Here is a 19357-nt window from a genome sequence, read left to right on the forward strand (position 1 = left end):
CGCAGTCGTCGCCGAGCAGTCACTGGACGGTGGTGAGCGTCCAGGTGCCGTACGAGGCCGTGGTGAGCAGGGCTTGGGAGCGCGCGTCCTCGCCCAGGAGCGCGGGCCGGAAGAACAGGTCCGGTGACCAGGAGCCCATGGTGGCGACGGTCAGACCGTCGTCGACGCTGTCCACATCGAGCGGTTCCGGTCCCTGGTACGGTTCGTCGCCGAATCGGGCGCGCAGGTCCTCGATCGTCTCGTCACCGAAGCCGGGGCTGCCGGCCTTCAGCAGCAACCCCGGGTGGGCCAGCCGCTCGCGCAGCAGTTCCACCGCCTCGGGAGCGCCGACCCGGACCGGGTCACCGGCGAGCAGTTCGGCATAGGCCCAGCGGACACCCAGGGCGAGGGTGGTGAGGAACCCCTCGAACCGCCAGGCCGCCAGGTCGTGGCTGGCCACCGTGCACCCGTACTTCCCCTTCTCTACCCAGGAGTCCACGTCGGTGGTGAGGACGGGGACGGCGCGGGGGTCGGCGAGCGCCGCGCAGACCTCGGCGGCGGGCAGGCGCGTGCCGAGAGCCATCGCCGCCGCCACGGTCTCCTCGGGCACGCCGACCCGGCGGCCGAACTCCGCGTTCCATGTCTCGGCCACCCGCTCGGCGACCGCACGGAGCCCACCCGGCTCCCACAGGTCGGCGGGGTCGGCGGGCAGTACGGACGCCAGCAGGTCGAGCCGCTGTTCGTTGGTGAGGCCGCCGAGTTCCGCTCTGGCGTCGTCGGCCTCCGCGGCCTTGATCCGCAAGATCTTGCGTTCGTTCGCGTCCAGGAACGGTGGGTTGTAGCCACTGGAGCCGGGGACGCCAGCGAGGGTGAGGGCCGCCGCGGGGCGGCTCAGCCCGGTGCGTCCTGCCAGGAGGCCCACTGCCTCCGGGTCCCACGGCACGGGACCGCGGTCCCGGACGAGGGCGACGAGGCGGCGCAGCCGGTCGGCTTCGCCCCAGCCCCTCGGGACATCGGTGACGTCGGTGACGGGTCCCAGCGACGGCGGTTCGCCCGCACCGTCGCGCACGTCGATGAAGCGGCGCCGCCCTTCGCCCGCCCAGCCGACGGCGATGGCCGTACCGTGCTCACCGCGTACGGCCGACCGCTCGGTCTCGGCGACACCGGTGCGCAGCCGGGCGCCGGTGTCGGCGAACGGGGTCTCGGCCCAGACCTCCAGCAGGGCCAGCAGCCGTTCCCTGCGTTCGTCGCGGGTCGACGCGGCCACGGCGCGCAGCGCCACCGCCCCGATCCGGCCGATGAGCGGCAGCCACATGTCGCCGTTCACCGCCCTGAGCCCGTCCGGCTCCAGCGCGTCCGGGGCGAGCGAGCCGTCCAGGAGGCGGCCCGCAAGCTGGATGCCGCGCAGCATTCCGGTGTCGTTCGAGGAGCCCCAACGTTCGGCCAGCCCGTAAAGCGCACTGGCGACCTTGGCGTCGTCCATCGGGTGCCGTGAGATCGCCGCTGGTCCCGTCGGCCCTCCGCCGGCCGCCGCCCGGAGCAGCGGACGCAGCGCGGGCACTCGTTCCAGATCGCCGCGGTCCCAGAAGCGGTCCATCGCCTCGTGCAGCAGGGGGGCGAAGCCGGGGTCGGCGGCCAGCGCGGGGAGGTCCTCGCCCGGATCCCGGTCGGACATCCAGTAACCGAGACCGAGTGCCGCGTCTGCTGCTGGAGGCGCCACGGGCACGTCGTGCGCGAGGCATGCCTCCAGGACCCGTACATCGATGATGCGGAGGAAGCGATCCCACCCGTGCGGGCCGTCCCAGCGGTCGGACTCGCCCAGCCGTACGGGCGTCGCGTCGGCGGCGAGCCGGGCGCTCATCCTGGGAATGAGTGCGGCGATCTGTCGTGGCAGTGGCCGGCGGGTCCGGTCACGGCGGACCCGCTGCGGGTGTACGACGGCGCGGGTGAGCCAGCCGGCCGCGCCGTCGAGGGGCTCTGGTCCGGAGGGGTCGTCGCCGGTCAGGGCGGCCAGCGCCCCGCACTCGTCGAGCAGGTCCAGCCACCAGCCGTCGAGGTCGTCGGCGACCGGGAACAGATCGAGCAGCAGGGCCCGTACGCCGGGTGTGGTCTCGGCCGGCGGCACGAGCGCCGGCCGCCAGGCCTTCCACAGGGCGAACGGGGTCTGGCGGATCGCGGGCAGTGGCAGGAGCCGCTCGATCAGCCGCTGCTGCTCTGCGGTCGCGTCCCGGCCGGCCGGCCGGGCGAGCGCGGTGAGCTGACGGGCCAGCCCGGGCCACGGCGGTGACCCGCTCCGCGTGCGCACCACGGCCAGTTCGGTGAGCGCTTCGAAGGCGTGCACCGGTTCGAGCCTCTTGCGCAGCCCGGCCGCGAACCCCTCGGTCGTCTTGCCGCTCAGCGCGCCTGCCGCGGCGAACTCCAAGTGCGACGCCGGCCACACGGTCTCGTCGACCGGCAGCGCGTGCGTCTCCTCCGCCTCGCGCGCCCGGCCGAACGCGACGGCGGCGCGCTTGGCGTCACCCGACCTGATCAGGGCTCGGCCGGCATGCTCCCAGAAGACGGGGAGGTGCGGGGCGGGCAGCTTGCGCGCCAGCCACTCGTAGGTGGCGGCGGCATCGCTGGACTCACTGCGGGCGGCCCGCTCCAGACCGGCGACGACCTCGAGTGCGGCTTCGGCGTCGCCCGGATCGTGGATCAGCGCCCAGGCGGGATAAGCCCTGGTCTCCAGCACTCGCCGGGGGATCGGCTCGCACGCGTCGCCCTGGTCGTCACGGCACGCCAGTTCCCCTCCGTCGAGGCTCACCTCGTACCCGTCTCCGGCAGCAACCCAGACGTTTCCCGTCGCTTGTGACATGTGCTGCATCGTGGCAGTAATACCTGACAAGATCCCCAGGTAGCGAAGGTCTCTGCGGCATCGCATCGATCTTCGGAAGAAACGTCGGGCCGCATCACTTGACGGTCGGCAGACGCTCGTCACGGTCACCTGTATCGGGGATCGCCGAGCCACGGCGGTGCACCGTGGCCCAGGCCGGTACGTACTCGGTACGCGACGAAAGGTGACTCGTGAGAGTTGGAAAGCGCAAGCTCCTGACGGCAGGCATCCTCAGCGCGGCGGTCGTTATGATCACCGCCAATCCGGCGCTGGCCGATATCGGCCCGACCTACTCCACGGACTCCAATCCGGGGGCCGGCGCCTACTTCTACTCGAGCGGCGACGAGGTCAAGGTCTGCGATCTGAAGCTGGACGGTCTGCGGGCCAGGGCCACGCTCTACGCCGACCAGAACGGCATCCCCGCGATCGACTTCAACCCTGTCGGGTACGTGGACGACACGACTACCAACGGTGCATGTGTGACCAAGTCCATCAACGTCGCAGAGCGGTCGCCCGTCTACATCAGGGTATGCCGCTACAACAGTTCGACCGGGGCCAGCACCAACTGCCGGAACAGCTCAACGGGCACCGCCTAGCCAGGCCGACACCTGCGGTGGCGGCGATCTGCAGAGATCGCCGCCACCGTCGTCGTGGGAGTGCGTCCGCGGTGCAGAGCCGGGAGCCGCTCTGTCCTTCACGCGTCTTTATGTAGGGCCACATATATCTGGGGTGCCGCCGCCGTGTGAGGAGATGTGCGTATGCCGCGAAGGACGCGACTAGGGCCGGGCACCGCGATCGGGATCCTCATCCTGTACGGCCTGGTCGGCCATCACGGTGGCAGCGGAAGTTACGAGGCGCGCAGGCCGCTGTATCTGCGGGGCCGACTGATCCAGGCACGTTACGGCTTCCCGCACGCCCGGCTACGGATCGAGGTGCCGGCCGATCTGGAGGTTCCCGACCCGCTCCCGGACGTACAGCGGCTGCGCGGTCACCGTGACTGGGACGGCCCGCCGGTGGTGGAGGGCGCGGGCAAGGTGCGGGAACTGCTGCTGCCGCCGGACCTCACCGGCGAGGTGGGAGCCATGAACGACCTGCCCCAGGTCGGCGACGACGTCTCGGCGATCGCCTACCGGCGCTGCGCCGCCGACGGCGACGAGTACGCGGGTGAACTGCGGGTCCAGATGCTCTACGTCAACGGGCGGTCGCTCCACTACCGCGGATCGATCACCCGTATCGTCGACGCCTGCCCGCCGGACGAATCGGCCCCTCCACAGGCTGTGGACACCCGGGGCCCCTCCGAGGATCCGCCGCTGGTCCTGCTGGGCGGAGGAGCCGCGGTCGCCGCCGGCTTCATCATCGCCCTGCTCAGGCTCCGGAACCGGCGGACCCGGTCGCGGTGAGCGGCGCCGTCGATACGGTGCTGACCTGGCTGGAGACGGTCCCTCCCGCCAGCGCTGTACGAGACAGCCGGTGGGGCTATCCACTGACCGAGGCGGCGCACATCACCGGGCTGGCCATCATGGTCGGCGCCATCGTGCTCTTCGACCTGCGCCTGCTGGGCGCGGCGCGGCAGTTGCGCGTCACCGCGCTGGCCGGGCATGCCCTGCGGTGGTCGCGGATCGGCTTCACGGTGGTCGCCCTCACCGGGTCGCTGATGTTCATGGCGCACGCGACCCAACTGGCCTACAACACGGTCTTCCAGCTCAAGATGCTGCTCATCGCGGCGGCCGGGCTGAACATCCTGCTGTTCCACACCGGGCTGTTCCGCGACGTGAAGGACTGGGACGCCGACGTCCGGACCCCGCCGTCCGCCCGGGCCGCGGCCGTGATCTCACTGACCGTCTGGCCGGCCGTCATCATCTGCGGCCGGCTGATCGCCTACGTGCCAACTACTCGGCCGTGAACGACCGAGCTTGCGGGCTCGGTTGGGTACGGCTCCGTTTATGCTCCCGACTCCCCCCTACGACAGGGCGGTGACAGGTCACATCTACCGGTTCCTGCTTTGCGGGGGCCGGTTCGGGCATGGTGACGAATACCCACGCCGTGGCCGCTCGCTGTGCGATGTTGACCCCGGCGACGTGGTCGGCCGGCCCAGCGAGGCCGCACCGACGACAGTGGAAGTGGTCCCGAGTTGGCCGGTTGGCGCGCTCGGTGTGGCCGCAGCGCGGGCAGCGCTGCGAGGTATACCTGGGGTCCACCTCGATGACGGGCACTCCGGCGCGTTTGGCCTTGTAGGCGATGAATGAGCCGAGCTGGTGGAACGGCCAGGAAGACTGGCGTGCTCGCTGGTCGCGGGAAACCGTGACCCGATCACGGATACCGCCCAGCTCTTCCAGGGCGATTCCACGCTCGGTGCGTGCGGCGACAGCAACGACAGTCTTGGCGATCTTGTGATTGATGTGGGTGGCGTGCCGGGCCTCACGGCGGGCGCGCTTTTGAGGAGCTGCTTGGCGGAGCGGGTCTGCTTGGCCTGGAGTTCTGCCTTCTTGCGGGCCTGCCAGCGCCGGTACCGGTCCAGGCGGCGGCCGGAGTGGTTGTCTGCGTCGCTGGTGGTGGCGAGGTTGTTGATGCCCCGGTCCACGCCGATGAAGCCCTTTGGCTCGAACTGGGGAGCCTCGGGAACCTCGCAGGTGGCGATCAGGAACCATTTCCCGTCACGGAACACCAGGTCGGATTCGCCCGGGCGGTGCTGGGTGAGTTGTTTGAGCGCGCCCGGCGAGCAGGCGAAGCGGACGTTCTTGATCCGGCCGTCCAAAGTCCAGATGCTCACCGTCTGGGCGTCGTAGTTCCACGACAGACACCGGTCGTCGTAGGTATGCGCCGCTTCAGGGCGGAAGACGATCGCCTTCGAGGTGGCCTTGCGCCGCCGCCTGGATCCCTCGGGGCCGAGGTTCCCGGCCCGTATGTTCGCGCGCAGCGTCGTGTACGCATCAGCCACGCGTTTGATGATGTGCTGCGCGGCCTGCGCCCCGAAACCACGGTCCTTCAACTCGCCGTAACACAGCTTCCGCAGTTCCCGGACGCCGCCCTTGAGCTGGAAATTCTCAAAGGAGACGGCGGAGACCCAGTTCGCGGCCTCGTTGATCGCGGGCAAGGTCCGCTCAAGCGCCGGTGTCTGCGCGGCATCCGGCATGAGCTTCACCTGCGTGACGACCTTCACAGCGGGTGACCATAGCAGCGACCTACGTCACCACACCGGAGAAACCGAACCCCGACGTAGCAACCGAAGTCGCCCTCCTACTTCACCGGGTCCTGCGGCAGCGCACCACTGACCGTGGACAAGGAGTACATCGAAAACCAGAAGCGCCCGGACAGAGCACAGCCCCGCCGCGGGAGCACTTCGGAATGATGCTGCGGCGCTCCGCGCCGCAGCTCAGGATGCGATTCCTCCCCAGACCTGAAGCTGAAGGCCAGGGCTCCTCGCAAGATCAGGCTGAGGCAGCCGGCCGCCGACCACATGTTCTACTCAGACTGGGACGACGTGTTCGGTACCGTGCGGTGCCACCCGCGAAGCTTCAGCCGGGGGACGGCCAGGTGATCTCGCCGGTGCGCAGATCCTCCACGAGGCCTCGGACGTAGCCGAGTTCCGCCGCTGTAACCCGCTGTTGGTACTCGGACTCGATCGCGAACAGCCGGGGCAGGAAGCTGCGGACCTGGGCGATCTCCGCGTCCAGTGCGGCCATCTGGGCCTCGAGCCGGGTGATCCGGGCGGTCAGCGCGGCGACCGCCTCCGGCGGGGCCAGATTTGGCAGGAACGACAGCGCAGCCGGGAACTCGGTGTACTCCGGTGCAGGCGTGGACAGCATGGTGCGCAACCACTCGTCCAGCATCGCCCGGCCGGTCGCGGTGATCCGGTACGTGGTGCGCTCCGGGCGGTTGTCGGCCCGTTCGGTCGCCTCGACCTCGGCGAGGCCGTCGCGCACAAGTCGCTGGATGGTCTGGTAGACGCTGTTGCGCTGATTGACGTTGACCACGTTGCCCATGTGGCGTTCCTTGATCAGCTGCTGCATGCGGTAGGCGTGCATGGATTCCTCGCCGAGCATCGACAGCACGGCGACAGCGAGCACGGAACGGCGTGGCGCGGTCATCCGCCGAGTTTAACCGTCGACAAGAGATGGTCATAATATGTATAGTCATAATATGACTTCTCTCCTGCAGCGCCATCGCGCACCGGAAGCCCCGACAGGTCCAGCACCGCAAGCAGGCCGGCTCGCTCTCGGAGCCGTGGCCGGCCCCATGCTGTTCACCGCCGCCTGGCTGGTGCTCGGCTTCGTCAGCACCGGCTACACCCTGTTCGACCACACGTTCACCGAATACTCGCCGGTCAGCCAGCCGATCAGCGGGCTCGGCATGGGGGCCACCGCCGGATACATGAACACCGCCTTCGTCGTCACCGGGCTCATCCTGATCGTCGGGGTGGCCGGTGTGTTCCGTAGCGCGGGCGGTCCAGAGCGGCCGGTCCTGCGCCGCACCGCTCTGGTGTTGCTCGCCTGCACCGGCGCCGGTCAGATCGTGTGCGGCGTGTTCGACCTCGAGGCGGTCATGCCGCACATGCTGGGGTTCGTCCTGGCCCTCGGCACCCCGATGGTCGCCTTTCCGGTGGCCGGCCATTACTTCCGCGGCATCCCCGGCTGGCGACGATTCGGCACCTGGCTGCTACTCGGCGGCCCGCTCACTCTGGCCCTGCTCATCGCGTTCTTCGCGACGTTCCAGCCCACCGCCGACGGCGCCGAACACGGCATCGCCGGACTCGTCCAGCGCGCCGGAGTGCTGGAGGTCCACGCCTGGTACGTGGCCATGGGCCTGCTGGCCCTCCGGCGGCGCAAGACAAGCGTGTCCACCTACGGTCAGTGACCCGACAGACGGTCTTTCGGTGCGGGTCGAGATGAGTCTCGGCCTGCACCGTTTGCGCTCCCCTCGCGGGCGACCTTGACAGCCCGACGCGCCAGGGTGACATTGAGCGAAATCCGGGAACCGCCCATCACCAGGTGCGCGCCGGATGTCATCCCGCTGCGTGGAGGCCCCGCCATGCCCCTCCCACCCCCGCATTCCTCCCATCCAGCCGACCGAGTCCCCGCATCCGCAAAGGCGGATACTGGCGCATCCTCGCTTCGCGCCCGCGTCCTCCGCTCCCCCCGCGCCCGCGCCCGCCGTTGGAGGACCGTCCTCGCGGCGGCCGTCGCCATCGCGCTCCCGGCCGCGGCCGTCATGGCCGTGCCATCGCCCGCCGACGCGTCGCTGCCCCCCACCCCGACCGGCTGGAGCCTGGTGTGGGCGGACGACTTCAACGGATCGGCCGGCGCCCTCCCGTCGTCGGACAACTGGCTGTTCAGCACCGGCCACGGCTACCCCGGAGGCCCGGCCAACTGGGGTACCGGCGAGATCCAGCGCTACACCGCCGACCCCGCCAACGTCAGCCTCGACGGCGGCGGCAACCTGCGGATCACCCCGATCAAGAGCGCGTCGGGCGAATGGACCTCGTCCCGGATCGAGACCCGCCGCGGCGACTTCAAACCGGCCGATGGCCGAATCCTGCGCATCGAAGGCCGGATCCAGATGCCCAATGTCACCGGACCACAGGCGCTCGGGTACTGGCCGGCGTTCTGGGCTTTGGGCTCCCCCTACCGAGGCAACTACTGGAACTGGCCGGCGATCGGCGAGTTCGACGTCATGGAGAACGTCAACGGCATCAACTCGGTCTGGGGGGTTCTGCACTGCGGCGTCAATCCCGGCGGGCCCTGCAACGAGACCACCGGACTAGGGGCCAGCCGGGCCTGCCCGGGCAGCTCATGCCAGTCCGCCATGCACACTTACGGCTTCGAGTGGGACCGCAGCGCCACCCCGAACCAGCTGCGCTGGTACGTGGACGGTCAGCAGTTCCACAGCGTCAGCCAGAGCCAGATGGACGCCACCACCTGGTCGAACATGACCGGGCACGGCGGCTACTTCCTGCTGCTCAACGTCGCGATGGGCGGCGCGTTCCCCAACGGCGTGGCCGGGCACGGCACGCCCACCGCCGACACGGTCTCGGGCCGTCCGATGCTCGTGGACTACGTCGCCGTCTGGCAGAGCGGCGACGACACAACCGAGCCGCCCCCCGGCTCGGGCGGATTCGACGCCCGCTCGACCATCCAGGCCGAGAGCCACTCGGCGCAGTCCGGCATCCAGCTGGAGACCACCACCGACACCGGTGGCGGCCAGAACGCCTCGCACATCGCCAATGGCGACTGGCTGCGCTACGACGGCGTCCGGTTCGGCACCGCGGCCGCCACCCAGTTCAAGGCCCGTGTCGCCTCGGGCGCCCCGGGCGGGGTGAGCGGCCTGGTGCAGGTACGGCTGGGCAGCCCCACCGCCCCGCCGATCGGTTCCTTCGCCATCGCCAACACCGGCGGCTGGCAGAACTGGCAAACCGTGCCCGCCAACATCACCCCCGTCACCGGCACCCACACCGTCTGCATCACCTTCGACAGCGGCCAACCCGCCGACTTCGTCAACCTCAACTGGCTCACCTTCTCCACCAGCTGATGACGCGGGCGGCGCCCCGGCTCACAGGTCCCTGCCGGGCGCCGCCGATGTCCCATCAGAGTCTGGCTCGCCGTGCCGCAAACGCGACGGCGTACGGCACAGCGGTCAGTCGGCGGCAGACGGGTCCTGCCGGCGTCGGTCGACGGCCAGGGTCGATCTTCAAAGTGCCCGGTGCATGATGTGGTGAAGGTACCGGCCACCGACTTCACGAAGTCAGGGTCGTTCAGGGCCTGTGGCCGTGGAAGGTGCGGCGCAGGTCGCTCACCCAGGCGTCGGGGTTCTCCCAGGGGATGAAGTGGCCGCCGTGGTCGTGGGCGTTGACGTTGACGTGGTTGAACCAATCGGCCTGCGGGCTGGTCTTGAACGCCCGGACGCGCTGGTTGGCGGTGTGGATGCCGGGCGGGTTCTCGTACGTGACGAAGGTGAGGCCGACCGGGGCCTGCACGACCGGGGTGCGGTCGTGGGCGGGGGCCCAGGGGTAGCGGGTGGCGTTGGCGTAGTAACGCATCGACGTGGCGATGGAGTTGTTCACCCAGTAGATCGTGGCGTGGGTGAGCAGGTCGTCCTTGGTGAAGACGGACTCGACGTCGCCGCCGTTGTCGCTCCAGGCGTTCCAGCGCTCCAGCAGCCAGGCGAGCAGTCCGGCGGGTGAGTCGCTCAGCCCGTGGGCCAGGGTGGCGCCGTCGAGCATGTGCACGGCGAGGTGGGACGCCGAGCGGAGGTCCAGCTCGATGATGCGGGCGCGGACGTCGGCGGGCTGGTCGTCGGTGAGGGGCCGATTCCGGGCGAAGTCCCAGGCGCGGGGGCCGGTGAAGAAGTCGAGCGGCAGCCCGGAGCCGATGTGGATGCCGTACAGCTCGTCGGCGTACTTGTGGCCGAGCTGGCTGGAGACGATCCCGCCGATGTCGCAGCCCCCGGCGGCGTACTTCTCGTATCCCAGGGTCTCGGTCATCAGGGTGTGCCAGAGGTCGGAGACCTTCCAGAAGTTGACGTCCGAAAAGCCAGTGAGCGGGCCGGGGAAACCGAAGCCGGGCAGGGACGGCACGATGACGTCGAACGCGTCGGCGGGGTCACCGCCGAACGCGGCCGGGTCGGCGAGCGGGCCGATCACCTTCGACCAGTGCCAGAACGTCCACGGCCAGCCGTGGGTGAGGATCAACGGGATCGGGCGGGGGCCGCGGCCGGGCTTGCGCATGAAGTGCACCGGGACACCGGCGACGCTCACCTGGTAGTGCTCGTAGGCGTTGATGGCGGCCTCGGCCTTGCGCCAGTCGTAGCCGTCCCGCCAGTAGGCGACCAGCTCACGGAGATAGCTGTCCGGGACGCCGTAGTACCAGTCCCCATTCCCCTCATCCAGCGGCGGACGGGTCAATGTGAGACGAACGCGCAGGTCATCGAGGACCTCGTCGGACACATGGATCGGGGTGGGCTCCAGGGGGAAGGCGTGCGGGGTGGTCATGGCGCGGTTCCTAACTGGGTGGAGCGAGCGGTGCCGTCGGCCGGTTAGTGGTTGTTCGGCAGCGCCGGCGTCACCGACAACGACATGCTGTCCATGGTCCTCCACCTCCGGCACGGGTTCCCGTGCGGGCACCGTCGACCTGGTCGGGTTGCGCACCGCGCCGGGCACTGCGCTACCCACCCGCCCACGCCCTCACCCACGCACGGTCTTGACCACCTCGGCGAGGACGTCGCGCACCGCCGCCGCGACCGTCTCGGGTGCGTACCGGGCCCGGATCCGGGCGTCGTGGCGGGCCACGACCTCGGCCTGCGGGCCCGCGACCAGCCGGGCGAGGAGGTCGTTGAGGTCGTCGTACAGTACGGCCGGATCGCCGGCCGCGACCTCTGGATAGGCGCCGATCCTCGGGAGCAGGCAGTGGTTGCCGGTGACCATCGCCTCGAGGGTCGCGACGCCGAGACTCTCGTGCACCGCGGTGCTCACCTGCATATGGCCGCGCCACAACGCCTGGTAGTACTCGTCGGTGGGCAGGTCGTCGCCCTGGATCACCCGGCCGGGAAAGGCGTCGGACAACTCCCGCACGCGTGCCGCCCATGGCGATCCCCTCGGGAAATGCCTGGTCAGTACGACGCGTCCGGTGGTCCTCGTCAGCAGTTCCGCGGTGACGTCGAGGAACGCACCCGGCCGTTTCGCCGCGATCGGCGCGTGGTTGAAGACGGTGGTCGGGCGATCCGGCTCCGGGGGCCGCCGGGCCGCGTCGATGCGCGGCAGGTCCAGTGGGAGTCCGACCACCCGTACCCGTCGGTCGAGTTCGGCGCCCGCGGCCGCGCTGACCGCGTGCACATTCCGTACGAGCACGTCGCGCAGGTACCGGCTCACCACCAGCACCCGGTCCGCGGCCAGCAGGTTGCCCAGGTCGGCCCACCGCAGGCCCGGATACCGCTCGAACCGGAACAGGTCGCTCTCATCCCAGTGACTGCCATGTGTGTACGTCACCAGCGGACGCGGCACCGAGTCGTCGAGGACCCGTCGCAGATCGGCGGTGAACGGCCAGAAGGCGTGAAAGGCCAGCACCGCGTCGTAGCGGGCCGAGGTGACCGCCCGCTCGACCCGCTCCAGGACCTGCCCGACCCAGGCCGTCTGCGGTCCGGCGTCCGAACCGACCACGTCGACCCCCACCCGTACGGCGCGCAATCCGGCGACCAGCGCGTCGGAACAGGTCACGCCGAACCCGAGGGCGTCGCTCGCTCCCGCGCGCCCGGCCTCGCCTCGATGGCGATACGTCTGTACAAAAAGAATCCTCAAATGACGCCCCCAAAGGAGAATAGGGTCATTTAAACTCATCTGAGCGAGCCGAGGGAATCGCCATATGTCGATCTTTGACGACCTGAGCAGGCATCGGCCGGCGGGGGCCCGCCTGTTCGTCGATCGGCACACTCCGTGCCGCGACTTCGCCACCGAATTGAACACGGATCCACCGCGGCAGACGATCCTCGCCTATGTCGGCGTAGGGGGCAATGGAAAGTCCGCTCTCCTCCGTACCTTCCAGAACCGTTGCGCCTTTCGGATGCCCGCCGAACAATGGCAGGAACTCCAGCAGTATCCGGACGAATATTTCGTCGACGCGCTCGGGCGGGCGCCTGACGCGGTCAAGGTCCCAGTCGCCTTCCTCGACTTCGGCGCGCAGCCCTCGGGAGCGAACCGGCCACAGGAGCCGCTGAGCGCGCTGTTCATGCTCAAGCGGCAGCTCGCCGCGCACGGCGTCAACACTCCGCGCTTCGATTTCGCGGCCATCACCTATCTGCACCGGTCCGGCGCGGACGTCAAGGCGCTGATCGCGGAGCTCTTTCCCCGATCGGAGCTGACGTCGGCGGTCGGGATCGCGGACGCGTTCCTGCAGGTTCCGGCGGTGCAGCTGGGCACGGCCCTGTTCAGGTGGATGAACGGGCGCCTCGACAACCTGCTGGAACAGAAACGGCTGCGCCAGCGGGTGCCTCGTGACGTGGTCGAAGAGGTGCTCTCCCTGCCACCGGAGCCCGACCTGCTGGAGATCCTGCCCCGGCTGTTCGGCGCGGACCTGCACGAGGCGCTGACGAGCGGGCGGCGCCGGCCCAGCCGGATCGTGCTGCTGTTCGACACCTACGAGGCGGTCGCGGGTGAGGGCGAACGGGCGCGGTTCACGGGCGTCGGCGGCCCACGCTGGATCCGGTCGCTGCTGGGCAACCTGCCGCTGGCCGACGGCGTACTGCCGGTGGTGGCCGGGCGGGTGGCACCGGACTGGCCGAGAGCGCTCACCGATCCGATCCCCGAGCAGTACATCAGCATCACGGCGCTGGGCGCGCTGCCCGACCATTTCGCCCACCTGTACCTCACCGAGGCGGGCGTCGCCGAGGGGGAACTGCAGGACGCGCTGATCGACTATTCGACCGTCGAGCCAGGGCTGGTCCATCCACTGCTGCTCGGACTGTCCACCGACGTGGCGCTCTCGGCCGGAGAGCGGGGCACACCACTCGCCCCGGGCGACTTCCTCGACAACGCCGAACTGCGGGGCCGGGAGCGGATGCTGGTCGCCCGGTTGCTCTCCCGGGTCAACGCCGAGCTGGAGGAGGCGATCGCCGCGGTCTCCGCCGCGCGATCCTTCGACCACGAGACATTCGTCTACCTCGGCACGCACTTGGATTTTCCGGTCAGCCAGGCGATATTCCGTCGGCTGGTCGGATTCTCGTTCGTCACGCCGCAAACCGGTGACGAGCGATTCGCCATCCATCAGTTGCTGCGCCGGGCGATCGAGAACATCGCGCCGGACGCGGTCCGGCAGGCCCACGAGGTGCTGGCCGACTACTATTCGACAGTGCCCCACGACGATTTCACCGGCCGGGTAGATCACATTTATCATCGCGCGCGGCTCGATCCCGCGGGCGGAGTGGAATTGTGGCTGCGGGAGATGGACCGGGCTCTGGCGATCAGCAGGTTCGACATGTGCAGGTCGTTGCTCAGCGTCCTGGGCGAGCTGGAGATGCCGTCGGAGTCGGTGGCGCAGGCGTGCGCCTACCAGGTCGCCCGTGCCGAGATCGCGCTCGGCCGGTGGGACGAGGCCGAGCAGCGGCTGGACGGGCTGCCCACCACCGCACCGCACAGCCTGCTGCTCCGAGCGGATCTGGCGTTCGTACGAGGGGACTTCGACGCGGCCGAGGGCCTGGCGGCCCAGGCCCTGGCGGCCAGCCGGCCCGGACCGGAGCGACTCCCGTTCCTGTTGATGTCCGCGGAGCTGATGCTCTTCCTCGGCCGGTTCGACGAGGGCCGACGGCTCTGCGAGGAGGGCCTGGTGATCATCGGCCCCGAGGGCGACGCCAACGACGCCGTCCGATGGCACGCCAAGCTCGCCTCCATCGAGTTCTTCCGCGGAGCGATCGACGCGGCCAAGGAGCAGCTGACCCTCGCGAACCAGCGGCTCGACTCGATTCCGGAGGCCGATCGGGATCGAGCGGCCGAGGCCGGGCTCCGGGTGGAAGAGGCGGTGGTGGCCGAGGCCGAGGACCGGCCGCTAGACGCCCGGCACGGGCAGGCCGAGGCGTTGCGCATCCGGCGCGAGATCTCCGACGTACGGGGGGTGGCGCACGCGCTCAACGGGCTCGGGCTGGCCGCTCTGCAGATGAACGACCACGCGGAGGCCGAAGAGCGGTTCCTGGAGTCCGGGGCCATCGCATGGGACCTGGGCGAAGAGTTGCTGCTGGCGAAGATCACCCGAGGGCGGGCCGAGGCCGCGACGCTCGCGGGCCGGTTCGACGACGCCGACCGGCTGGCCGGCGAGGCGCTGGCCGGCTTCGAACGGGCGATGATCCCGTACGACGTGACGCACGCGTGGGTCACGCAGGCCAGGGTGCACCGGGCCCGCGGCGATGACGCGGGCTGGCTGGAGCTGGCCGACCGGGCCCGGACGGAGATCGAGTCGGAGAGCTTCGGCAGTCTCTACGCGCGCTGCCCCGAGATCCGGATCCCGGCCGCCGAGCGGATCGCCGCCGCGATGCTCGCGTTCGCGGCCGGAGACGCGCTCGGCGTCCCTTGGGAGGGCAGCGAACCGGGCGCGATCGATCCCGCCGAGATCCCCGCCCTGCCCGCCGCGAGGTGGGGCTGGCCGCGCGGCGCGACGTCCGACGACACCGCGCAGGTGCTGCTGGTCGCCGAGCTGCTCGCCGACACCGGCGGCGATCCGACGGCGGAGCAGTTCATGGGCCGGCTCGCCGACGCCGCCGACGAGATCAGGGGCATCGGGCCGACCACCGGCCGGGCGATCGAGCACTTCCGCGAGACCGGCTCTCTGCCGGAGCCCGACCCCGGGCAGCGGCCCACCAACGGCGCGGCGATGCGGATGCTGCCGGTCGGCTGGGCGACCCCGGCCACCGACCCCGAGCGGCGGCGCGAGCTGACCCGTACCCTCGCGGTCGGCACCCACCAGGCACCGCAGGCCATCGGCGCCGCGTGCGTGGTGACCGCCATGGGGTCCTGGGCCATCGAGGGCGTCAGCGTCGAGACCGTACTCGCCGCGGCGGCGTCCGAGGTCGAGTGGGTTTCACGGCACCACGCCGATCTGCCCGCCGTACGCGATGCCCTGGCCGGCTCGTGGCGCCCGCCCGCTGCGGGCGTCTCCCTCGACGCCGCGGAGACCGTCGCCGCGATCGTGCACGTCGTGCGCACCGCACCCGACCTCGCCGCCGCGCTCCCCCTGGCGGTATCACTCGGCGGCGACACCGACACCGTCGCCGCCATGGTCGGCGGCATCCTGGGCGCCCGCGTCCCCGGCCAGGTCGACGAGCTCGACTGGCTGCCCCTCGTCGACTTCAACCAGCGCCCGGACCTCGCCGCCCGCCTGCACGAGCTGCGCCGGAGCCGGTACGTGCGGTGAGGACCGTACGGATCGACGAGCTGGCGGCGGAGATCCTGGCGGGCCCACGGCCGATCGCGGTGCTCGCCGGGGCGGGGGTGTCGGACTCGGCGGGGGTGCTGACCGGCCAGGAACTGCTCCGCCGCGCCGCGCGGGAGCGCGGTGAGGATCCGGGCCCGGACCCGGTCGCCTGGTATCTCACCGCGACCGGCGGCTTCCCGGACTACTTCGGCATGGTGCGGGACGGTTCGGCGTCGTCGGAGGCGTTGCCGGGCGAACCGTACGAGCGGTCGTCATCGGAGGTGTTGCCGGGCGAACTGTACGAGCGACCGGCGCCGACGCCGGCGCATCGGGCGATCGCGGAGCTGGTGGCCGCGGGGCACGTTGGCCCGGTCCTCACCACCAACCTGGACCGGCTGCTGGAGCGGGCGCTGAACCAGGTGGGCCCTGCCGTCCCGGTCGCCTTCGACCTCGACGCCATGGCCCGGGTGTCCCTCGAGGGGCCTGCTCTGGTCAAGCTGCACGGTGACTACCGGGACATCGGCATCCGGCACACCGCACGGGCGCTGCACACCTACCATCCGATCATCGACACGCTACTCGACCGGGTGTTCACCGACTTCGACCTGCTGGTCTGCGGATGGTCGGCGAGCTGGGACCTGCCCCTGTGCGATGCCCTGTGCAGGACCACCGGCCGACGGGTCCGCTGGCTGCAGTGCGGGCCGCCCAGCCGGGCCGCTCGGCGGATCTTCGAGATCCGCAAGCCGTCCATCGCCTCGGTGACGAGCTCGGACGCGGGTTTGACCGCGCTGGCCGCGATCCTTCTCGATCAGCGTCGGTAGAGCCCGTGCTCCTCGATGTAGGAGGCGACCGGACCCGGCACCAGATGACGGATCGGCTCGCCCGCCGCGACCCGCCGCCGGATCAGCGTCGAGGAGATCTCCCCGTGGGGGATCTGGAGCAGGGTGACGCGCTCGGTGAGCCGCCCGTCGTCACGCAGCACGTAGCCCGGCCGGGAGCAGAACACGAAGTGCGCGAAGTCGGTGAGGATCTCGGCGTCCCGCCAGGTGTGCAGGCGGGCCTGTACGTCGGCGCCGGCGATGAAGAAGAGCTCGACCTCCCAGCCCAGTGTCCGGCGGAGCTCCCGCAGGGTGTCGACGGTGTACGTCGGCCCGCTGCGGTCGATCTCGATCCGGCTCACCGAGAACCTCGGATGGGGTCGAGTCGCGATGGTCGTCATCGCGAGTCGTTGTTCGGGGGGCGAGACCATGTCCTTCTGCCAGGGTCGTCCGGCGGGTACGAAGACGACCTCGTCCAGGCCGAGACACCGGGCCACCTTATTCGCCTTCAGCAAATGCACGTTGTGGATGGGATCAAAAGTCCCGCCCATAATCCCCAGCCGTACGCCCATGACTGAGTGTGACTCCTCCGCCCGGATAAATCCGGGGGGCTTCTCCTGCCGGTGGCTCAGGCCACGTCGGGAAGGACCAGTGCGGCGCTTTCAGCCTTGTACGGCCCCTCGCTCTATTCAGGTCAGAAAGTGGCCGCTATGGCCCATAGCGTGGTCCTAGACGGAGAACGAGATCTCGACTCGTGACCACGAAAGGCGGGGACCATGTCCAGCAGCGACCCGAACACAGGCGGCCTGGCGACCAGCGGCCAGGTCGACACATCGACCGTCGGCGGTGAACGCGCCGACCTGCTGGCGATGCTGGCCAAGCACCGGCACTTCCTGCGCTTGACGACCCGCGGTCTCACCGACGAGCAGGCCGGGCAGCGCAGCACCGCGAGTGAGCTGTGCTTGGGCGGCCTGATCAAGCACGTCACGGCCGTCGAGTGGAACTGGGTCGGCTTCATCCTGGATGGGCCGTCGGCGATGGGTGACTTCTCCGCCATGACCGAAGACGACTTCGCGCAGCGGGCCGACCAGTTCCGACTGCTCGCAGATGAGACGCTGGCCGGCGTGCTGGACGCCTACGCCGAGGTGGCCCGCCGGACCGACGAATTGGTCGGCACCCTGCCCGACCTGAACGCCGCACAACCGCTGCCGAAGGCCCCCTGGTTCCAACCCGACGAACAGTGGTCAGCGCGCCGGGCGCTCATGCACATCATCGCCGAGACCGCACAGCACGCCGGCCACGCCGACATCATCCGCGAATCCCTGGACGGCGCGAAGTCCATGGGCTGAACCGCGCGAACTCATCTCATCGCCGCGGCGCGGTGTCCGCACCGGCTGAGACCGGTCATCGACCCGGCTCGTTCTCCCCGTCGAGGCGACCACGAGCTCCGTCATCGAAGAGCGCGTCCGGCGAAAGCACCCGCATGAGGAAGGTCAGGTCAGCGTCGCTCAGCGCGACTTCCACCTCGATCTTCTCATTACCGAGGTGCACGATCACGTCGATCGGGTGCCGTCCGCGCGGCTTCCCGCCTATCGGCGGCCCTCCAGCTTGGCCTCCGCGGTGCCCAGCAGCCATGGGCGGGGGCCGGTGTTGATGTCGGTCGGGTAGCCCGGGTCGAACGTCACCGCCGACTCCAGGCGATCCACGGCCTCTGCCGGCAGGGTGACGTCCAGAGTCGCCAGGTTGTCCGCGAGCTGCTCGGCGTTGCGCGAGCCGATGATCGGGTGCACCGCGCGGGATCTGACGCGGGTCCAGGCGATGGCGACCTGCGACGCGGTCACGCCGAGTTCCCCGGCGAGCTCCTGTACGGCCCGCGCCGCTCGATGGTCGCGCGGAGTGAGGGACGCGGGGTCGACCCGGGTACCGGTCGGGGCCTCGCCGGTGCCGGTGAACTTGCCCGAGAGCACGCCGCCGGCGAGTGCCCCGTAGGTCGCCACGCTCATTCCGTACGCCTCGGCCATGGGCAGCAGTTCCCGCTCGATGTCCCGCTTGAGCAGGCTGTACGGCACCTGCAGACCGGCGAACGGGGTCCAGTCCCGCCACTCGGCCAGGGTGTTCGCGCGGGAGACGAGCCACGCGGGAAGGTTGGACGCGCCCACGTACAGGACCTTCCCGGCGCGGACGGCGTCGTCCAGCGCCCGCATGGTCTCCTCGATGGGCGAGTGCTCGTCCCAAGTGTGCACCCACAACAGATCGATGTAGTCGGTGCGCAGCCGCCGCAGGCTGGCCTCCAGGGAGAGGGTGAGGTTCTTGCGGTGGCTGCCGCCCGCGTTCGGGTCCTTGCCGTCCCGGGACAGCGCGTACTTGGTGGCCAGTACGAACCGATCCCGGCGGTTCTGAAGCAGCCCGCCGAGGACCTCTTCGCTGTCGCCGTACGCGGAGGCGGTGTCGATGACGTTGCCGCCCGCGTCGGCGTACAGATCGATCATCTTGCGGGCCTCGTCCGGCCCGGCGAAGGTCATGGCGCCCAGGAACAGCTCCGAGACGCGCAGGCCGGTGGGGCCGAGCAGCCGGTAGCGCATCACGCCACGTCCCTTGCGGACAGTTCGAAGGAGCCGGTGTCGATCCCGCGCGCGAGGATCCGGCGCGGGCGGATGCGGATCCACGCCGAGTCGAACTCGATCTCGTTGGGGGTGAAGGTCATGTGTTCAGTCTGTGGGGAACGGGCAGGCGCTGGGAGGCCGTGGCAAGGCTAGCCCTGACGGGGCGACGATCCGCTCGCGACGAACTTCCAGGTTCACCAC

Annotated in this window: 18 protein-coding genes; 9 read left to right on the plus strand and 9 right to left on the minus strand. The window is 70.1% G+C overall.

Features of this window, described 5'->3' with window-relative positions; translation table 11 throughout:
* Window positions 1–19 precede the first annotated feature (19 nt).
* Complete coding sequence (locus HKK74_RS06995) at window positions 20–2833, minus strand: hypothetical protein (RefSeq protein WP_187242236.1); 2814 nt, start codon at window positions 2831–2833, stop codon at window positions 20–22.
* A 209-nt stretch (window positions 2834–3042) separates the two neighbouring features.
* On the opposite strand from HKK74_RS06995, the gene HKK74_RS07000 reads away from it, so the two are divergent.
* From HKK74_RS07000 to HKK74_RS07010, 3 genes are all read left to right on the plus strand, one after another.
* Window positions 3043–3447 (plus strand): hypothetical protein, encoded by a 405-nt coding sequence (locus HKK74_RS07000; RefSeq protein WP_187242237.1) that lies wholly within the window; start codon window positions 3043–3045, stop codon window positions 3445–3447.
* 162 nt (window positions 3448–3609) lie between these two features.
* Window positions 3610–4251 (plus strand): hypothetical protein, encoded by a 642-nt coding sequence (locus tag HKK74_RS07005; RefSeq protein WP_187242238.1) that lies wholly within the window; start codon window positions 3610–3612, stop codon window positions 4249–4251.
* A complete protein-coding gene (locus HKK74_RS07010) occupies window positions 4248–4754 on the plus strand; it encodes a DUF6644 family protein (RefSeq protein WP_187242239.1) in 507 nt (168 codons plus the stop codon). Before HKK74_RS07005 ends, HKK74_RS07010 begins: the two co-directional genes overlap by 4 nt.
* Here the strand turns inward: HKK74_RS07010 and HKK74_RS39670 are convergent.
* Window positions 4741–5499: an RNA-guided endonuclease TnpB family protein gene (locus tag HKK74_RS39670; RefSeq protein WP_246491273.1), complete on the minus strand. Its 759-nt coding sequence runs from the start codon at window positions 5497–5499 to the stop codon at window positions 4741–4743. The two genes, HKK74_RS07010 and HKK74_RS39670, sit on opposite strands and share 14 nt — an antisense overlap.
* A 38-nt stretch (window positions 5500–5537) precedes the next feature.
* On the opposite strand from HKK74_RS39670, the gene HKK74_RS39675 reads away from it, so the two are divergent.
* Entirely contained in the window at window positions 5538–6020 is a 483-nt protein-coding gene (locus HKK74_RS39675; RefSeq protein ID WP_246491274.1) for a hypothetical protein, read from the plus strand.
* Window positions 6021–6366: 346 nt separating this feature from the next.
* Here HKK74_RS39675 and HKK74_RS07020 read toward each other — a convergent pair whose 3' ends face one another.
* Window positions 6367–6939 carry a PadR family transcriptional regulator gene (locus HKK74_RS07020; RefSeq protein WP_187242240.1) on the minus strand — a complete coding sequence of 191 codons (573 nt, stop codon included), beginning with the start codon at window positions 6937–6939 and terminating at the stop codon, window positions 6367–6369.
* Window positions 6940–6991: 52 nt separating this feature from the next.
* Here HKK74_RS07020 and HKK74_RS07025 point away from each other — a divergent pair, with 52 nt between their 5' ends.
* Together HKK74_RS07025 and HKK74_RS07030 are read left to right on the plus strand one after the other, a co-directional pair.
* Entirely contained in the window at window positions 6992–7705 is a 714-nt protein-coding gene (locus HKK74_RS07025; RefSeq protein WP_187242241.1) for a DUF998 domain-containing protein, read from the plus strand.
* Window positions 7706–8059: 354 nt separating this feature from the next.
* Window positions 8060–9376 carry a glycoside hydrolase family 16 protein gene (locus tag HKK74_RS07030; protein WP_187242242.1) on the plus strand — a complete coding sequence of 439 codons (1317 nt, stop codon included), beginning with the start codon at window positions 8060–8062 and terminating at the stop codon, window positions 9374–9376.
* A gap of 223 nt (window positions 9377–9599) precedes the next feature.
* Here the strand turns inward: HKK74_RS07030 and HKK74_RS07035 are convergent, their stop codons facing one another.
* Both HKK74_RS07035 and HKK74_RS07040 read right to left on the minus strand, forming a co-directional pair.
* Complete coding sequence (locus HKK74_RS07035) at window positions 9600–10835, minus strand: epoxide hydrolase family protein (protein WP_187242243.1); 1236 nt, start codon at window positions 10833–10835, stop codon at window positions 9600–9602.
* Window positions 10836–11027: 192 nt separating this feature from the next.
* Entirely contained in the window at window positions 11028–12056 is a 1029-nt protein-coding gene (locus tag HKK74_RS07040) for a glycosyltransferase family protein (protein ID WP_187242244.1), read from the minus strand.
* Window positions 12057–12201: 145 nt separating this feature from the next.
* Between HKK74_RS07040 and HKK74_RS07045 the strand changes: the two genes are divergently transcribed.
* Together HKK74_RS07045 and HKK74_RS07050 are read left to right on the plus strand one after the other, a co-directional pair.
* Entirely contained in the window at window positions 12202–15735 is a 3534-nt protein-coding gene (locus tag HKK74_RS07045; RefSeq protein ID WP_187242245.1) for an ADP-ribosylglycohydrolase family protein, read from the plus strand.
* Window positions 15732–16556, plus strand: coding sequence for an SIR2 family protein (locus tag HKK74_RS07050; RefSeq protein WP_187242246.1), 825 nt, complete (start codon window positions 15732–15734; stop codon window positions 16554–16556). The genes HKK74_RS07045 and HKK74_RS07050 overlap by 4 nt, the downstream gene beginning before the upstream one ends.
* On the opposite strand, the gene nadD is transcribed toward HKK74_RS07050, so the two are convergent.
* A complete protein-coding gene (gene nadD, locus HKK74_RS07055) occupies window positions 16544–17125 on the minus strand; it encodes a nicotinate-nucleotide adenylyltransferase (protein ID WP_246491275.1) in 582 nt (193 codons plus the stop codon). The two genes, HKK74_RS07050 and nadD, sit on opposite strands and share 13 nt — an antisense overlap.
* Before the next feature lie 204 nt (window positions 17126–17329).
* On the opposite strand from nadD, the gene HKK74_RS07060 reads away from it, so the two are divergent.
* Complete coding sequence (locus tag HKK74_RS07060) at window positions 17330–17902, plus strand: DinB family protein (protein ID WP_187242247.1); 573 nt, start codon at window positions 17330–17332, stop codon at window positions 17900–17902.
* A gap of 55 nt (window positions 17903–17957) precedes the next feature.
* Here the strand turns inward: HKK74_RS07060 and HKK74_RS07065 are convergent, their stop codons facing one another.
* The 3 genes from HKK74_RS07065 to HKK74_RS40725 are packed head-to-tail and all read right to left on the minus strand — an operon-like array spanning window position 17958 to window position 19257.
* Window positions 17958–18110, minus strand: coding sequence for a hypothetical protein (locus HKK74_RS07065; protein ID WP_187242248.1), 153 nt, complete (start codon window positions 18108–18110; stop codon window positions 17958–17960).
* A 32-nt stretch (window positions 18111–18142) separates the two neighbouring features.
* Window positions 18143–19135 (minus strand): aldo/keto reductase, encoded by a 993-nt coding sequence (locus HKK74_RS07070; RefSeq protein ID WP_187242318.1) that lies wholly within the window; start codon window positions 19133–19135, stop codon window positions 18143–18145.
* Entirely contained in the window at window positions 19135–19257 is a 123-nt protein-coding gene (locus HKK74_RS40725; protein WP_281397693.1) for a hypothetical protein, read from the minus strand. The genes HKK74_RS07070 and HKK74_RS40725 overlap by 1 nt, the downstream gene beginning before the upstream one ends.
* Window positions 19258–19357: the final 100 nt, after the last annotated feature.

It is taken from the genome of Actinomadura alba (assembly GCF_014323705.1).
Taxonomy (GTDB): Bacteria; Actinomycetota; Actinomycetes; order Streptosporangiales; family Streptosporangiaceae; genus Actinomadura_C; species Actinomadura_C alba.